Annotated in this window: 18 protein-coding genes and 1 pseudogene; 11 read left to right on the plus strand and 8 right to left on the minus strand. The window is 66.3% G+C overall.

Going from position 1 to position 15205, the window contains the following annotated elements; all coding sequences use genetic code 11:
* Nucleotides 1-326: 326 nt before the first annotated feature.
* Nucleotides 327-470 carry a Tn3 family transposase gene (locus ACFY2X_RS39860; protein ID WP_389948454.1) on the minus strand — a complete coding sequence of 48 codons (144 nt, stop codon included), beginning with the start codon at nucleotides 468-470 and terminating at the stop codon, nucleotides 327-329.
* A gap of 187 nt (nucleotides 471-657) precedes the next feature.
* Complete coding sequence (locus ACFY2X_RS39865; RefSeq protein WP_389948351.1) at nucleotides 658-1005, minus strand: ArsR/SmtB family transcription factor; 348 nt, start codon at nucleotides 1003-1005, stop codon at nucleotides 658-660.
* A 184-nt stretch (nucleotides 1006-1189) separates the two neighbouring features.
* Between ACFY2X_RS39865 and ACFY2X_RS39870 the strand changes: the two genes are divergently transcribed.
* Nucleotides 1190-1540 (plus strand): DUF4158 domain-containing protein, encoded by a 351-nt coding sequence (locus tag ACFY2X_RS39870; protein WP_389948456.1) that lies wholly within the window; start codon nucleotides 1190-1192, stop codon nucleotides 1538-1540.
* A gap of 46 nt (nucleotides 1541-1586) precedes the next feature.
* A complete protein-coding gene (locus ACFY2X_RS39875) occupies nucleotides 1587-3047 on the plus strand; it encodes a Tn3 family transposase (protein WP_389948353.1) in 1461 nt (486 codons plus the stop codon).
* On the opposite strand, the gene ACFY2X_RS39880 is transcribed toward ACFY2X_RS39875, so the two are convergent.
* Genes ACFY2X_RS39880 through ACFY2X_RS39895 form a run of 4 tightly spaced genes read right to left on the minus strand, consistent with a single transcriptional unit; the run spans nucleotide 3025 to nucleotide 5460 of the window.
* The gene (locus ACFY2X_RS39880; RefSeq protein ID WP_389948355.1) at nucleotides 3025-4743 is read right to left on the minus strand and encodes a SulP family inorganic anion transporter; all 1719 of its coding nucleotides are present in this window, start codon (nucleotides 4741-4743) and stop codon (nucleotides 3025-3027) included. The genes ACFY2X_RS39875 and ACFY2X_RS39880 overlap by 23 nt on opposite strands.
* Nucleotides 4740-5069, minus strand: a complete 330-nt coding sequence (locus tag ACFY2X_RS39885; protein ID WP_389948357.1) for an ArsR/SmtB family transcription factor — start codon at nucleotides 5067-5069, stop codon at nucleotides 4740-4742. Before ACFY2X_RS39885 ends, ACFY2X_RS39880 begins: the two co-directional genes overlap by 4 nt.
* On the minus strand, nucleotides 5069-5272 hold the full coding sequence (locus tag ACFY2X_RS39890; RefSeq protein WP_389948359.1) for a hypothetical protein: 204 nt from the start codon (nucleotides 5270-5272) through the stop codon (nucleotides 5069-5071). Before ACFY2X_RS39890 ends, ACFY2X_RS39885 begins: the two co-directional genes overlap by 1 nt.
* The gene (locus ACFY2X_RS39895) at nucleotides 5269-5460 is read right to left on the minus strand and encodes a DUF3073 family protein (protein ID WP_389948361.1); all 192 of its coding nucleotides are present in this window, start codon (nucleotides 5458-5460) and stop codon (nucleotides 5269-5271) included. The genes ACFY2X_RS39890 and ACFY2X_RS39895 overlap by 4 nt, the downstream gene beginning before the upstream one ends.
* A 630-nt stretch (nucleotides 5461-6090) precedes the next feature.
* Here ACFY2X_RS39895 and istA point away from each other — a divergent pair.
* The 5 genes and pseudogenes from istA to ACFY2X_RS39920 all read left to right on the plus strand — a co-directional run bounded on the left by istA (nucleotide 6091) and on the right by ACFY2X_RS39920 (nucleotide 11055).
* Nucleotides 6091-7438: pseudogene (gene istA, locus ACFY2X_RS39900) on the plus strand (IS21 family transposase).
* 111 nt (nucleotides 7439-7549) lie between these two features.
* On the plus strand, nucleotides 7550-7699 hold the full coding sequence (locus ACFY2X_RS39905; RefSeq protein WP_389948464.1) for a hypothetical protein: 150 nt from the start codon (nucleotides 7550-7552) through the stop codon (nucleotides 7697-7699).
* 25 nt (nucleotides 7700-7724) lie between these two features.
* Complete coding sequence (locus tag ACFY2X_RS39910; protein ID WP_389948458.1) at nucleotides 7725-8327, plus strand: ATP-binding protein; 603 nt, start codon at nucleotides 7725-7727, stop codon at nucleotides 8325-8327.
* Nucleotides 8328-8469: 142 nt separating this feature from the next.
* Nucleotides 8470-8895 carry a hypothetical protein gene (locus ACFY2X_RS39915; protein WP_389948363.1) on the plus strand — a complete coding sequence of 142 codons (426 nt, stop codon included), beginning with the start codon at nucleotides 8470-8472 and terminating at the stop codon, nucleotides 8893-8895.
* Between the two features lie 6 nt (nucleotides 8896-8901).
* Nucleotides 8902-11055, plus strand: coding sequence for a protein kinase (locus ACFY2X_RS39920; protein WP_389948365.1), 2154 nt, complete (start codon nucleotides 8902-8904; stop codon nucleotides 11053-11055).
* Here ACFY2X_RS39920 and ACFY2X_RS39925 read toward each other — a convergent pair.
* Nucleotides 11032-11574: a DUF4158 domain-containing protein gene (locus tag ACFY2X_RS39925; RefSeq protein WP_389948367.1), complete on the minus strand. Its 543-nt coding sequence runs from the start codon at nucleotides 11572-11574 to the stop codon at nucleotides 11032-11034. The genes ACFY2X_RS39920 and ACFY2X_RS39925 overlap by 24 nt on opposite strands.
* 205 nt (nucleotides 11575-11779) lie before the next feature.
* Between ACFY2X_RS39925 and ACFY2X_RS39930 the strand changes: the two genes are divergently transcribed.
* From ACFY2X_RS39930 to ACFY2X_RS39940, 3 genes are all read left to right on the plus strand, one after another.
* The gene (locus tag ACFY2X_RS39930) at nucleotides 11780-12607 is read left to right on the plus strand and encodes a sulfite exporter TauE/SafE family protein (RefSeq protein WP_389948369.1); all 828 of its coding nucleotides are present in this window, start codon (nucleotides 11780-11782) and stop codon (nucleotides 12605-12607) included.
* 361 nt (nucleotides 12608-12968) lie between these two features.
* Nucleotides 12969-13199 (plus strand): serine hydrolase domain-containing protein, encoded by a 231-nt coding sequence (locus ACFY2X_RS39935; protein WP_389948371.1) that lies wholly within the window; start codon nucleotides 12969-12971, stop codon nucleotides 13197-13199.
* Between the two features lie 17 nt (nucleotides 13200-13216).
* Nucleotides 13217-13513: a serine hydrolase gene (locus tag ACFY2X_RS39940; RefSeq protein WP_389948373.1), complete on the plus strand. Its 297-nt coding sequence runs from the start codon at nucleotides 13217-13219 to the stop codon at nucleotides 13511-13513.
* A gap of 150 nt (nucleotides 13514-13663) precedes the next feature.
* Here the strand turns inward: ACFY2X_RS39940 and ACFY2X_RS39945 are convergent, their stop codons facing one another.
* Complete coding sequence (locus tag ACFY2X_RS39945; RefSeq protein WP_389948375.1) at nucleotides 13664-14386, minus strand: VOC family protein; 723 nt, start codon at nucleotides 14384-14386, stop codon at nucleotides 13664-13666.
* Between the two features lie 150 nt (nucleotides 14387-14536).
* Between ACFY2X_RS39945 and ACFY2X_RS39950 the strand changes: the two genes are divergently transcribed.
* Nucleotides 14537-14794 carry a hypothetical protein gene (locus ACFY2X_RS39950; protein ID WP_389948377.1) on the plus strand — a complete coding sequence of 86 codons (258 nt, stop codon included), beginning with the start codon at nucleotides 14537-14539 and terminating at the stop codon, nucleotides 14792-14794.
* The last annotated feature ends 411 nt before the right edge of the window (nucleotides 14795-15205 follow it).

Consider the following 15205-nt stretch of genomic DNA (forward strand, 5'->3'; position numbering starts at 1 on the left):
CCCTTGCTTGTCGATGCCAGATATTTCAGTATTGACTGAAATATCTGGCATTATCAAGCCGAGAAAACGTGTTCTGAAGCACACCCAGTCAGACCTGCTCAGCAGTGGACGATTCAAAGCTCGCGCTGGGCGGCCGGCGGGATCGGCCACGCCGACCTCGTCCGCCAAGAGACCGGGGAAAGAACGCGAGACCTGTCGGATCGAGCCCGGTTACTGATGGGGAGCGCCAATGGCTGCTCCTGGGTTCCTCGCCCCCGTGAGCGGAGGGCCGATCAGAACCTACTTCGGGGCTGGGGACGCCTTCGGGAGCTGAGGGCCCTCCCGATCTACTCATCGGCCGCGTCTGGGTCACGGTGGATGCGCCACATCTTCTGATCCGGCAGGTCGGCCAGCTGAGGCGCGTAGCTGTAGCCGGCCAGGGTCAGCAGCCCGAACACGATGTCGCTGTAAGAGCCGGTGTCCGTGACGATCGATTCTGTACAAGATCACAGTTGAGGATCTGACGGTACGGCTGGCGCCAGCCGTACCAGCGCCCGCTCGTTTGGGGCTGGTAACACGATTCTTACCGGCACCCCAAATAAGCCCGGGTCGGGGGCGATTCTGCTCCGTTGCTACCGGGACCCTTGAAGTGGCGACGGGCAAGCGTGAAATCCCGGATCAGTCGAACAGCTCCTTCAGCGCGTCAGCGAGCCTGCCGTGCGTGCCGTGCGTGCCGCGCACCAGCCGGTAGTAGACGTAGTAGCTGTGCCGCTCGGGTTCCACCCAGCCAGCCTCCGCCAGGGGTTTCAGGTGCTTGGAGATGGCCGCCTCGGTGAGGCCGATCAGGCCGGCGAGCTCGCGGGTGGACCGCGGGTGCCCGGCCAGGAGCTGGAGGATCTGCAGCCGGGTGGGGTGGGCGGCGGCGCGCAGCCGAGGGGCGAGCCCTTCCAGCATGGACGCCAGGCCCTGCCGGAACAAGGAGTTCACCGCCGCCGGGAAGTTCTCCAGGACGGTGCTGGTGGCCAAGGATGGCCGGCCCATGCTGAAGAAGGGGGATGGCATGGCCGACTCGGCCAAGAAGGCCCTCCACTCGGGTCCGTGCGATGAACCCCAAAGTAACTAAGAGTGATGTTTCAAAATCAGCTCGTAGTGGTCACGGCTATGTGATACCGATCGGTAGTCGGCTGGTTACAAACCATGGTTCTCCCGGATCTTTAGTGCAGATCGGGAGAAGGGCCCTGCGATGCGGCGCGAGTGGGAGCTGGAAAACCTCATCGAGTGCTGGACTCTGGATGAGGGCGAACTGGAGGTGCTGGGCAACAAAACCGGGGCGACCCGGCTCGGGTTCGCCCTGCTGCTGAAGTTCTTCGAACTGGAGGCGCGCTTCCCCCGGCGCGAGGACGTGCCCAAGGCCGCGGTGGAGTTCATGGCCGGCCAGGTGAAGGTCGACGCCGCCTTGTTCGCCGGCTACCAGTGGTCGGGCAGCACGATCGAATACCACCGCGCGCAAATCCGGAAGTTCCACGGCTTTCGGACGCCCACCGTCGCCGATCGCCGATGAGGACAAGCTGATCTTCTGGCTGGCCAACCAGATCTGCCCGCTGGAGATGTCGCGGGACCGGCTGCGGGCGGCGTTGTTAGCCCGCTGCCGGGAGGAGCGGATCGAGCCGCCCCGGCCGGCGCCGATCGAGCGGTTGCTGGGTGCGGCGGAGGCGATGTTCGAGCGGCAGTTCACCACGAGCACCGTTGACCGGTTGCCGGCCTCGGCGGCGGCGAGACTGGAGGAGCTGATCGCGGTCGAGGACCCCGATGCCGGCGGCGGGACGAGCGGCGGGATGCGCAGCTTCCTGTTCGCCGCCGCCCAAGCGCCGGTCCGGCTGACGCTGCTGGCCGCGTTGTGCTGGGTGCGTAAGACCGAGATGATCGACGGCCTCGTGGAGTTGCTGAGCCAGCTGGTGCACAAGATCAGCGTGCGGGCGGAGAAGAAGGTCGAAAACGAGATCAGCACCGAGTGCACCCGGGTGCATGGCAAGAACGGCATCCTGGTCCGCTTGGCCCAGGCCGCGCTCGACCTGCCTGAGGAACTGGTCCGCGAGGCGATCTATCCGGTGGTGGGCACCACGACGCTGGGCGACATCATCGCCGAGGCCAAGGCGAACGAGAAGGCCTTCAACCAGCGGGTGCGTACCAAGCTGCGCGGCTCCTACTCCCGTCACTACCGGCGGGGCCTGCCCAAGCTGCTGCGCGCGGTGACCTTCCGCAGTAACAACACCGCCTTCCAGCCGGTCATGGACGCACTCGCCCTGCTGGACCGCTACGCCGACTCCGAGGCGGTGTTCTACGACACCGCCGAGCAGGTGCCCCGGCTGAAGAACATCGGATCAGCCCGGCTGTACCGGCCCGGAACCGGCGAGGACGAGGCATGGCCGGCGCTGGAGGAGGTGCTGTCGAACAAGACCATCGACTGGGATCTCATCGCCCGCCACTACGACCAGATGATCAAATACGCCACCGCGCTGCGACTGCGCACCGCCGAGTCCCACCAGATGCTGCGCCGGTTCGCCCGTGGCGGCCCCAAGCACCCCACCTACCAGGCCATCGAAGAACTCGGCCGCGTCGTGCGCACCATCTTCATCTGCGATTACCTGGCTGATGAGCAGTTGCGCCGCGAGATCCACGAAGGGTTGAACGTGGTGGAGAACTGGAACTCCGCCAGCAAGGACATCTTCTACGGCAAGGCCGGCGAGTTGACCGGCGAGGACCGCGAGCACGTCGAGGTCTCGGCCTTGGCCCTGCACCTGCTCGCCGCGACCATCGCCTACCTCAACACCCATCTGGTCCAGATCGTGCTCCGCGACCCCGCATGGCAAAAACGGCTCACGCCCGCCGACCGGCGCGGCTTGTCGGCGCTGTTCTGGACCCACCTCAACCTGTACGGCCGGTTCGAACTCGATATGAACAACCACCTCGACCTCGGTCTGGAAGGCCAGACCGAGGAAGGCTCCGACGTGATCGGCTTGAGTGCCGCGGGTGCGCCACGCCCGCCTACGGGCGTAGATCGGCTTTGATGGTCAGCCGATCGGCTTGTGGAGTGGTGGCTGGGAGCAGTCCGTGGTGGTGCAGGAGGGTGCGGGCGTGGGTGATCGCGGTGGGGGTGTCGGGGAAGACCAGACCGTCGCGGTGAAGGTGGTCGGCGATGCCGAGGGCGGCCAGGACCTGGGTGTGTCCGGGTTTGATGCCGGAGATCAGGACGGTGATGCCACGGTGTTCCATGCGGGTGATCGCGTCGCCGAGGATGTGGGCGCCGGTGGCGTCCAGGGTGGTGATCCGTGACATCCGCAAGATGACCACGCGGACGTCGGCGACTTCGGACAGCTCCAGCAGGAAGCGGTGGGCCGCGGCGAAGAACACCGGCCCGTCGAACCGGTAGGCGACGATGTGCTCGCTCAGCAGCCGCTGTTCCTCCGCGCTGTGGTCACCGGCCTCGAGAGGAACCTGCTCGAGCCGGGAGGTCCGGGCGACCGCGCGGAGCGCAAGCACGACGGCCAGGCCGAGACCGACGGCCACCGCGGTGATGAGGTCGAACACGACGGTCACGATGAAGGTCAAGGCGAGCACGACGGCGTCACTGCGGGTCGCGCGGGCCAACGCGCGCAAGGAGCCGACCTCGACCATGCGGACGGTGGTGGCCAGCAGCACCCCGGCAAGCGCCGCGAGCGGGATCCGACCGACCAGGGGGCCGGTGGCGAGCACGATGCCGGCGAGGACGGCGGCGTGGGTGAGCGCGGCCAGCCGGGACCGGGCCCCGGCGCGCACGTTGACTGCGGTGCGGGCGATCGCGGCGGTCGCCGGCACGCCGCCCAGAACGGGTGCGGCGAGGTTGGCGATGCCCTGCCCGAACAGTTCCCGGTCGGGGTCGTGTTTCTCGCCGACGCTCATCGCGTCGGCGACGGTGGCGCACAGCAGGCTCTCCAGCGCGGCCAGCGTGGCCACCGCCAGCGCGGACGGCAGGAGCGTTCCCAGCATGTCAGGGTCGAAGAAGCCGAGCGAGGGGGCAGGCAGCCCGGTCGGCAGTGTCCCGATCCGGGCGACATTGAGCGAGAACACCTGAGCAGCCAGCGTCGCGGCCGCGACCCCGAGGAGGGAGAACGGGATACCCGGCCGCAGCCGGGCGCCGACCAGTATCAAAGCGGCCACCGCCAGCGCCATGACCGGCGCGGCCCAGGTCGGATGAGCAGCGAAGCGTGCCAGGGCCGAGGCTGCGACCTGCCACACCTTCTCGCCGTCTCCGGCTGCCACGCCGAGCGCCGCGGGGACTTGCTGCAGCGCGATGACCACCGCGATCCCGGCGGTGAACCCCTCGATCACCGACGTCGGCAGGAACTGGGCGAACCGTCCCACCCGCAGCGCGGCCAAGGCCAGGAGAACCAGCCCGGCCATCAGGCCGACCATCAGCACTCCGGCGGGGCCGTAGCTGTGCACAATCGGGACGAGTACGACGGTCATCGCGCCGGTCGGGCCGGACACCTGCAGGTTGCTGCCGCCGAATACGGCCGCGAGCGCTCCGGCGACGATCGCGGTCACCAAGCCGGCTTGGGCGCCGAGCCCGGAGGAGACCCCGAACGCCAGTGCCAGCGGCAACGCCACCACCGCGACGATCAACCCGGCCACCAGGTCCCGGCCCGGTGAGCGACGCGCAGCGACCCAATCCGACCGTCCAGGCAGCAGATCCGTAAGCCGGCGCACTACGTCCTGCAGGTTCACGTCGTCTGTTCCAGCTCGGCGAGAAGCTCATGCTGGTCCGCCAGCAGTTCGGTGAGGATCCGGCGGGCCGCCTGCATCATCTGCGACACATCCGCCCCGGCCAGCTCGTACACCACGGTCGTCCCGTCCCGCCTGGCGGTGACCAGCCCAGCCCGGCGCAGCACCGCCAGCTGCTGCGACAGATTCGGCGCCTCCACCTCGATCGCGGCCAGCAGCTCCCGGACCTGCTTGGGGCCCTCACACAACAGTTCCAGCACCCGGATGCGCAGCGGATGGCCGAGCGTTTTGAACAGCTCGGCCTTGGCCTGATACAGCGGGACCGGCATCACTCGACCCCGTCCCCGACGGCGGGACCGGCCGCCGGTTCAGGTGCCACGACGATTCCATGGGTGGCGGCCAGTCGTTCCAGATCCTCCACCTCCGAGGCGTGCGTCTGCACGCCGAAGTCATCGCCGTCCCGCTGTGCTGCTGCTAATGCCCGGCGCGCCGTGGTAAGCCGCTGCCGGAGATTCTCCCCGAAGGTACTCACGCGCCCGGCTCCCCTCTACGGTCTGAGTCCGTGTCCGCTTCGCCCACCCCGTCGTCCAGCTCCGCATGTGCGGCAGGCATCCCATCGACGCCCAGCTCCCGCCGCAGCGATTCCAGATCACCACCACCGCTGTACTTCAACGCACGAGCGACCTTCACCTGCTTGGCCTTGGCCCGACCACGTCCCACCCCGTCATCGCCTCCTTACCGACACGTATCATGGTTGCGATTATAGAGAATTGCACAAAACTGCAACTATTATAGTCCGTGGTTCAGGCCGATCCGGACGATCTTTCACGGTGACAGGGTCGCACGATGGTGTTTGATCGTGATGATGGTCGTGGCAATCGGTGTCGACATGATCGCTGTGGACCAGTCCGGATCTCCGGAGGGGGAATCACCGCAACTGAGAAGACCGCCCTGTCCAAACAGTCAAAAGACCGGCGGAGCCTGGAGTGCCCTGGTGGGCAGCCGCCGGGGCTGAGGCACTTAGAGCAGGGCAAGCACGGATCCAGCCTCGCACGGCGCGCTCGCGCCGAGCAGCGGCGCGCCACTCTTGGCCCGGTGATGTAGGGAATCACCCCGGCCCTGCTTCCATCGAGCGCGAGGCAGTGGCGGCCCGCAACTCCCGCAGATAGGGGTGTCAGCGGTCACGTTATTGAGCCACTTCGACAAGATCACCCTCAAGTTATTGAGCCAGCCAGCGAGAGTCTGATCAGGCTATTGAGCCAGGTCACGATGTATGCGTGTCGTCTGGACTTGGTCAGCGGTGTCCATGATCCTCTTTGTGGTCCGGCAGGAGGCTCGGGGGAGCCGATCATGGCGCGGAGGACGTTCCACGTGATCGACATCGCGGAGATCTTGGTGCATTGGCATGCGGGTCGATCGATCCGGGAGATAGCCCAAAGCCTGGGCGTTTCACGCAACACCGTCACCAAGTACATCGCTCCGGCCATCGCCGAGAGCATCACGCCAGGCGGCGATCCGCTCAGCGAGGCCGAGTGGGGCGAGTGGGTCCGCCTGCGGTTCCCCGAACTGCGCGACACCAGGTTGCGGCAAGTGAGCAAGTGACCTGGCCGATGATCGCGCAGCATCAAGACTACATCGTGGACCAGATCGGGCGTGGTGTCACGGTCAGCACGATTCATCAGCGGCTTCGTGATGAACAGGGCCTGACCTGTTCTCTGGCGTCGCTGCGACGGTGGATCGCGGCGAATCTGTCGGAGGAAGTGCGGCGTTCTCAGGTGCGGGTCCTGCGGCTGGAGCCGCCCCGGCCCGGCGAGGAGGCCCAGGTCGACTATGGCCGGCTGGGCCCGTGGATCGATCCGGCGACCGGCCGCAAGCACCAGATCTGGGCGTTCGCGCTGGTGCTGTGCGCCAGCCGCCACATGTTCGTCAAACCCGTCATCACGATGGACCAGCACGCCTGGTGCCAGGCGCATGTGGAGGCGTTTGAGTTCTTCCGGGGGTGTCCGGCGCGGATCGTGCCGGACAACTTGAAGACCGGGGTGGGCCGCCCCGATCTGTATGACCCGAAGATCAACAAATCGTATGGCGAGCTCGGCGCACACTACCAGGTGCTGATCGACCCCGCCCGTAGCGGCAAACCCCGGGAAAAGGCGCAGATCGAGCGACCGATCCCCATTCGGTGCCGTGGAAGTTCATCGGCAAGCACCTGGCGGTGCGGATGACGGTGAACCTGGTGCAGTTCTTCTACGAGGGTGACCTGGTCAAGACGCATGTGCGCAAGCCCCGCGGCAAGCAGACCGATCTAGCCGACTACCCGCCGGAGAAGATCGCCTTCCATATGCGCAGCCCCACCTGGTGCCGCAAACAAGCCGAGCAGATCGGGCCGGCCTGCGTCACGGTGATCGACGAGTTGCTCGCCGACAACGCGCTCTATCACCTGAGCTCGGCGCAAGGGGTGCTGGCGATGGCCGACAAGCACGACCCCGAGCGGCTGGAGGCCGCCTGCGCCAAGGCGCTGGCCGTGGGCGACCCGTCACATCGCACGATCAAGGGAATCTTGGCCACCGAAGCAGACCCCGCCGAGCAGGCCGCCCGCCGGGCCGGCGACGGCGGCGCCGGGGCGTTCCTGCGCGGCCCCCAAGGGCTGTTCGGCGACAGCGTAGTCGCGCTGGACGCCTGGGATGTCCCCGTTTCCTGACCTTGTGCCCCGCCTGGACTTGCCAGGCGACGGGCGCTCCCGGACCGGACTGTCGCTCACCCGTGCTGGACCCGGGAGCGCCGACACTTCATCACCGAAAGGATACGAATCATGGCCACTCACATCGAGTTCGGCGCGCTGGACAAGGCGCTGCGCACGCTGCGCCTCAGCGGCATGCTGGAAACCCTCGACACCCGGCTGGCCCAGGCCCGAGCCGGAGAACTGGGCCACGTGGAGTTCCTCCAGGTGCTCTGCGGATGAGATCTCCCGCCGCGAATCCGCGGCGATCGCTCGCCGCCAGCGGCGCGCCCGCTTCGACGAGCCGGTCACCATGGAAGGCTTCGATTTCGTCGCCTCCCCGAAACTACCCGCCGCGCAGCTCCGCGATCTGGCCGCGCTGCGCTGGTTCCACGCCGGCGAATCAGTGATCTTGTATGGCCCGGTCGGGGTCGGAAAGTCGCATATCGCCCAAGTACTGGGACAACTCGTCATCCGCAACGGCATAGACGTGCGGTTCATTAAGACCTCCCGCGCGCTGGCCCACCTCGCCGGCGGACATGCCGACCACACCTGGCCCAAGCGCCTGGCCGAACTGACCAAGCCCGCCCTGCTCATCCTGGATGACTGGGGCATGCGCGAGCTGACCGCCGCTCAAGCCGACGACCTGTATGAACTGGTCTCCGAACGCTCCGGCAAGTCGATGATCCTCACCTCCAACCGGGCGCCCGAGGAGTGGTACAAGCTCTTCCCCAATCCCGTGGTCGGGGAGTCCCTGCTGGACCGGCTGATCAACACCAGTTACCGGATCTTCATGGACGGCCCCAGCTACCGTCCGAAGAAGCGGCCCGGGCTCACCGGTGCCACCAGCCGCAAGAAAGATCAGTCCTAGCGGCGAACCGGGGCATGACGAGCATCGGAACGAAAAGTCCCGTTAGCGGAGCAGCGTTGAACGGCTTACCGTGACTTTCCGTTCGTATGCGTCTCGCGAGCCTGTTTCCGCACGTCGCAGCTTCGGGCAAGGAATAGCGGCCGTGATGTACGGCACCCGAGGGATGGCCCCGAAGGACTGCCTCCTCAGCTCTGGACTGCCGCCGCTGGATGTCTACGTTGAGATCATGAGCGACGACGGGCCGAGATTCGGCTACGGCCGGCGGCGCAGGCCGCTGTGGAGTGAGCGTGATCGCGACGCCGAACGTGTTCGTGACGCGTTGCGCAGGGTAGGGCTCGCGGAGTTCGGCGATGACTGGGACGGGTTCGTGGAGGAGGGCGGAGGGGAAGACCAGCCTTTCGCGGTGGCCTTCACAGGCTCCGACACCAGTGCCGGGGAGGAGGTCGGCGCGTACGCGGCGGCGCTGAGATCGGCCGGAATGCGGGCAGCTACGGCTAGAAAGAAAAGAAGGCCGACGATAGCCTTGTGCGGATCTTGCCCCCAATTTTCGGGCCGCGAAGGCAAGTGAGGTGCCATGGCCGAACCTCGCCCTCTGGGGCCGGAAGACCCGGCGCGAGTCGGCGGCTATCAGCTGACCCAGGTGCTGGGCGAGGGCGGGCAGGGCGTCGTCTACCTGGGCCGGGCCCTCGACGGTCGGCAAGTGGCGATCAAGGTACTGCACGCCCGGCGAGCCACCGACCCGGCGGAAAGGCGCCGCTTCAGCCGCGAGAGCGTCATCATCGCCCGGCTGGCCCCCTTCTGCACCGCCGCTGTACTGGACATGGGCGAACTCAACGGACGCCCCTACCTGGTCAGCGACTACATCCCAGGCCCCACCCTGGACGAACTGGTCACCGAGTCCGGTCCAATCCGCAGCGGGCTGGACCAGCTGGCGGTGACCACGCTCACGGCACTGGCCGCGGTGCACCGGGCCGGGATCGTGCACCGGGACTTCAAGCCGAGCAACGTGATCATGGGGCCGGTCGGGCCGACCGTCATCGACTTCGGCATCGCCCGCCTGACGGACAGGAGCACCACCCGCTCCGGGCTCGTGGGCACGCCCGCCTACCTGGCCCCCGAACTGCTCGGCGGCCAGACCGCCGGCCCCGCCGCCGACGTGTTCGCCTGGGCGGCCACCACGGTCTACGCGGCCACCGGGCATCGGGCTTTCCCGGGCGAGACACAGGCAGCGGTGCTCGCCGCCATTCTCACCGGCGACCCCGACCTGACCGGGGTGCCCGACAGGTTGGTTCCGGTATTGGCGGCCTGCTTCGCCAAGACACCGCAGGACCGGCCCACCACCGCCACCCTGCTCGACCATCTCACCAACCGAATCCCGCCTACGCCCCCACCTGTTCCGGCACTCAGCGCTTCCGCGGCGGCTACCGGCCCAGCCGCCATCGACCCCGAGCCCACGACGATCCCCCCACCGGCCCTCACACCCTCGCCGGCGCCAGAACCCTCCGCCGCGCATGCCGCATCGGAAGCTCTCGATTCCGCACCTGACCGGCCCTCGCCGCCGCGGCGTCGTATCAACCGGAGGGCCGTACTGGCCGCGGCAGCCACCACGGGCGCGGCCGGAGTCGCGAGCCTGCTCATTCCCCCATGGCTGGAAAAGAAGCCCCGGGGCGCCACTCCTTCCACTCCTTCCACGACTGTTCCCGCCACAGCAACCACCAACGCCCTGCATAGCACCCCCACAGGCTCTCCCCGGTCAACCGTCCTCCTCGCACGGGGCTTGTACGTCGCCGCGCTGGCGATCGGGCAGCTGGGTGACATGCCCATTGCCGTGACGGTCAGCGATAACACGGTGCGCATGTGGAATCTGACGACGCTGGAACAACACGGCGAGACCATGAAGGGAACCCCGCCGTCGGCTGGATTTGGCGGGATCAACACCGTGGCGATCGGGCAGCTCGATGGCAAGACCGTCGCCGTCTCCGGCAGCGACGACGACATAGTCGTGTGGGACCTGGAAACCTGTCGGCGCTACGGCCCACCCCTCAACGACGTCAACGCGATCAACTCCGTTTATCGATTGGCGCTAGCTCAGCTCCGCGACCGTACGGTCGCGGTGTCTGACGACGGGTACGGTCCCTCGGTCCTGGTCTGGGACTTGGAAAATCGCGAGCAGTACGGCGAAGAGCTCATCGGCCTCACCGGCCCAAACGTCAATTCTCTGGCGGTCGACCAGTTCGACGGCCGCACCCTTGTCGTGGCCAGTGACGCAAACAAGGGATTCCTGGTATGGGATCTGGAATCTGGCGAACGACGTGGCGAACCCCTCATCGGCCACACCGATACGGTCAATTCGGTGGCGATCGGGCAGCTCAACGGCAAGGCCATCGCCGTCTCCGGCAGTCAGGACGGCACCATGCGCTTCTGGGATCTGCAGTCCAGGAAACAGCATGGAAACCCAGTGTCGGTTCACCCCCGGGGCGTCGATTGGGTCGCGATCGGGCAAGTCCGCGGCAGGACCATCGCCGTCTCCCGAGAGCGCGACAACGTCATGCGGGTGTGGGATGTGGAGTCCGGTCAACAGCGCGGCAAACCCCTGCGAGGCCGCTTTAAGATCGGAATATCAGCGGCCATTGGGCGCCTCGCAGACAGGACCATCCTCCTGTCCTCGGCGTGGGAGGGGAGTGGCGGTGCGAGGGAAACCCGGCTATGGGATCTGGGCAGCGCCTAAGCGTGTTTTTGCCCCCGACCTGGGACTTCTGGTCGCGATGTAGGCTGCTTCTGATCTTGCTTGCGGGGGACGGAGTGGCGTTGGGCTGGTCCGAAGCGTGATCTTTTGGGGCGTCCCGGACCGGCCCGCGTCCGCCCAGGCGACGAAGTCCGCTTCCGCTTGGGAGAACTTCTTCAATGCGTAGGCGTCCCGGATCATCTCCTGATGCTCGAACGGCGTGTTGCGCCGCTCGGTGTAGCGGCTGATCTGTGCGACGTCCTCGATCCCGAGCTGGCCGGCGAGATACTGCAGCACCTCGGCGGCTGCATCCAGCGGGTCGGTCAGAAAGCGTCCGATGAACCGAGCGGTGGTCAACTGGAGGACGAAGCCGAGGCGGTGATGCGTCCCGCGCCGCTCCAGGACCAGGGCTCGATCCGCGTCGTCCAGGAAGAAGAACCGCTCCAGCTCCGCGGGGGACGGAGCGCCCGAGAACCGGCCGTACGCGGTCGCCTCGTCATCACTGAGGAATTCAACTGGCATAGCCGCCGAAAGTAGGGCAGCTCAAGCGACCAGGGCGAGCAGAAGATCAAATAGTTAGCTGGAGCGGCTGCTACTGTAACGGGACTTTTCGTTCCGATGCTCGTCATGCCCCGAACCGCCCGCCACTCGCCCACAAGCAGTGCGAGATCCTAGGCCGCGACCGCACACCGGGCGCGGACAAGCGTGGTTATGGAGTGTGCGTAGCGTGAGCACAAACGATGGCATCGTGCCTGACCGCAGGGTTCGCTCGACCCCGCTGGTCTTCGCGGCCGGCGCCGCGGTCGGCGTGCTGGGCGGGATGATCGGCCTGGGTGGCGCGGAGTTCCGGCTCCCGCTGCTGATCGGCCTGTTTGGTTTCGCCGCGCTGGCCGCGGTCATCTTGAACAAGGCGATGAGCCTGGTCGTGGTTCTGGTCGCGCTGCCCGCTCGGCTGGCTGCCGTTCCGCTCGTCGACCTGGGCGCGCATTGGGCGGTCGTGGTCAACCTGCTGGCCGGAAGCCTGCTGGGCGCGTGGGCGGGAGCATCCTGGGCGGTGCGGATGCGCACCGCCACCCTCTACAAGGTGCTGGCGGCCTTGATGCTGCTCATGGCCGCCGCCCTGGTACTCACCCACACCACCACGATCGGCTCGCTGATGCTGCCCGGCCCAGCGCAAGTGCTGGCGGGAGTGGCGGCCGGATTCGGCATTGGCGTCGTCGCGGCGATCATGGGAGTTGCCGGCGGAGAGCTGCTGATCCCGACGATCGTGCTGCTCTACTCAGTGGACATCAAGACCGCAGGCAGCCTGTCGCTGCTGGTGTCCCTGCCCACAATGCTGGTCGCCTTCGCCCGCTATAGCCGCGACGACAGCTTCGCCGTCCTGGGCGCCAACCTCCGCTTCGTCACGATCATGATCGCCGGATCGGTCACAGGCGCTCTGCTCGGCGGCTTGCTGCTCGGCGTGATCCCCGACCTCGTACTCATTCCGGCCCTCGCGGCCGTGTTGCTGATCTCGGCGGTCAAGCTGGCCCGTCACCCCGTGCCCAGCCCGTGATCGTCAGGCCAGCAGGCATCCCCAGCGCCAACGTCTGAGGTCAGGGAACGAAGGATCCAGACCACGCCGTGAAGCCCAAGCTGGACACCAATTCCCGGCAAACGCCACCCCAGGATCACGTCATAACCGGAACAATGCGACGAAAGCGGATAGATCGCCTACTTCGCGCCAGTCTCACCCGAGATCAAGTGGCTCAATTCCGTGATCGTAGACCGGTTCAATAACACGATCGCTGACACTTGAAGCTCCGACCGCGGCTCCAGCCGGACGGCGATCAACGGCCACCACTACAAAACGTAACTTCGGTTACCCACGGCTACTTTGGGGCTCATCGCGCGGACCCGAGTGGAGGGCCAAGAAGGTGGCCAACACGCCGGAGACCAGGTTCAACATCGGCTCGATGAACAAGATGATCACCAGTGTCGCCGTCGCCCAGTTCGTCCAGAAGGGCAAGCTCTCCTTCCAGGACACGATCGGCAGGTACGTGGACGGGTTCCCGAGCGAGATCGCCGACAAGGTCACCGTTCATCACCTGCTCACCCATACCTCCGGCATGGGGATCTGCCGTTCCAGGACGGAAGGAAGCCGCTGACCGACATCGACGCCCTGATGAAGGAGATCGTCAAGCAGCCGCTGAAGTTCGAGCCGGGCGCGCGGATGGAGTACGGCAACGCCGGATTCATCGTCCTGGGGGCCATCGTCGAACGCGTCGCCAAGCAGGACTACGCCGGTTACGTCCGCAAGCACAACCTCAAGCCCGCGCTCATGCATGACACTTACTTCCGCGATTACACGCCCGCCAAGGTCGCGCACATGGCTCATCCCTACGCGCTGTTCGACGAGAGTGGGCGGTGGATCGTTAAGGCGACTTGCGCGAGCTGGGTCGGGCAAGTCGCCGCCTCATAAGGATGATCGTTTACCGCAGCGCCATGGCTTCGGATCGGCGTCACAGTGATATCCAGGCGAATGGCGTGAGTTTCTCTACTACTGGACAGCGTGAGTCACGAATCGCGGCACCGCCGGCATAACACTGTGCCGCCCCCGGGTCCGGTCACGCTATCGGGGGGTCAACACACAGAACTCATTGCCATCGGGATCGGCCATCACCACCCGGCTGCCCCCGCGCTGGCCGACGCCGATTCGAGTCGCTCCGAGGGAGACGAGGCGGTCGACCTCCGTTTGCTGATCACCGTGCATAGGTGGAGCGAGGTCGAAGTGCAGCCTGTTCTTCCCCGTCTTCGGCATCAGTGGCGGACCGCCCCATGTGATCTTCGGACCGCCGTGCGGCGAGCGGATCGCGGTCTCCTGGTCTTGGTCCCAGACCAACGGCCAGCCCAGCGCCTCGCTCCAGAAGTACCCGACCTCCTGCGAACCGTCGCACGCAAGCGCTCCGACGAATCCGCAGTCAGCAAGGAAGTTGTTGCCTGGCCCGATGACGCAGAACTCGTTGCCTTCGGGGTCGGCGAGCACCACATGACCCTCCTCCGGGCGTTGCCCGATGTCGATGTGCCGCGCACCGAGTCCGAGCGACCTCGCCACCGTCTGCTGCTGGTCCTCGAGGGACGTGCTCGTCAGATCGAAGTGCATCTGGTTCTGGCCGGTCTTCTTCTCCTGGGTCGGATGAAATTGGATCCGGAACCCGGTGTCATCGCTCGGCAGGAGCGCGATGCCATCGTGGGGGTCGTTGGCCGTCTCCCAGCCCAGGACTCCAGCCCAGAAGCGCGCGAGACGGAGCGGGTCGTTCGCATCGAAGCAGAGCGCGACGAGCTGAGAAGTCATCCCGCATCTCCAATCTGCTGACTCACAGGCGCAGACAGGGCATGTCCTCCTGGCGTATGACGGAAGCAACGCTAGCCCGCTCGAGGACCGCGACGCCAACGCTTTTGAGTCCGAGGGCGGCGCCTTTCATCTTCTGGGTGCTCTCGCGCAATGGTCATGATGGCCAACGTGGTCACCGGCGGCTACGACGGCCCGATCGAAGTCCGGGACCTGTGCGATGGGACTCTCGTCCGCGAGCTGCTGCCCGAGGGCATTCTGGCGAGTAGCAGCCGGTGGCTTGCGGCCACCGAACTCGGTGGCCGCTCGATCCTGGTCGCCGTCGACCGCGATGGGTGCCTGCGGGTGCTGGATGCGGCCACAGGTGAGCCACTGTGCACGCCCTTGCCGGCCGGGCCGCGGAAGACCTGATGCAGTTCAACACGATGCGGCCTGCTCGGTGGCGGTGACGGTGAGCGCGGTCCAGACGTTGAATATGAGGGGAGAGGGGCCTGGGAGGCTCGGCTCGGGAGGTGCCGGGGGAGTGGCCCAGCAGCATGGGCGGCGGTAGCCCCCATCGGTTCGGCGGGAGGCGTGGTAAGCCGACAGGGCTTTCCTGGGCAGGATTTCCGAATGCATGGCAGCGATGCTCTGGAGTTATTGATCTACATTGTAAAGGCGCTGGGTTGAGTTCAAGATCAACTAAATAGGGACTAAAGACTCTTCCTAAAAAGAAGGAAGTGTGCGATTCCGATCGGTCGGCGACAATCGCGCGGCGACGGCTCATGTTTCATGCGGTGTGCTCATCCAGCAGCGCGCGAGCCTGCCCGTACGACAGGCGGA

Source organism: Streptosporangium sp. NPDC000396, from assembly GCF_042898655.1.
Lineage (GTDB): Bacteria > Actinomycetota > Actinomycetes > Streptosporangiales > Streptosporangiaceae > Streptosporangium.

Excerpts from the sequence above, each read along its gene's own strand:
- ACFY2X_RS39945 (WP_389948375.1), bottom strand. The coding sequence starts at position 14,386 with ATGACTTCTCAGCTCGTCGCGCTCTGCTTCGATGCGAACGACCCGCTC.
- ACFY2X_RS39885 (WP_389948357.1), bottom strand. The coding sequence starts at position 5,069 with ATGCCGGTCCCGCTGTATCAGGCCAAGGCCGAGCTGTTCAAAACGCTC.
- ACFY2X_RS39905 (WP_389948464.1), top strand. The coding sequence starts at position 7,550 with ATGGCCACTCACATCGAGTTCGGCGCGCTGGACAAGGCGCTGCGCACG.
- ACFY2X_RS39875 (WP_389948353.1), top strand. The coding sequence starts at position 1,587 with ATGTCGCGGGACCGGCTGCGGGCGGCGTTGTTAGCCCGCTGCCGGGAG.
- ACFY2X_RS39920 (WP_389948365.1), top strand. The coding sequence starts at position 8,902 with ATGGCCGAACCTCGCCCTCTGGGGCCGGAAGACCCGGCGCGAGTCGGC.
- ACFY2X_RS39950 (WP_389948377.1), top strand. The coding sequence starts at position 14,537 with ATGGTCATGATGGCCAACGTGGTCACCGGCGGCTACGACGGCCCGATC.
- ACFY2X_RS39940 (WP_389948373.1), top strand. The coding sequence starts at position 13,217 with ATGAAGGAGATCGTCAAGCAGCCGCTGAAGTTCGAGCCGGGCGCGCGG.
- ACFY2X_RS39925 (WP_389948367.1), bottom strand. The coding sequence starts at position 11,574 with ATGCCAGTTGAATTCCTCAGTGATGACGAGGCGACCGCGTACGGCCGG.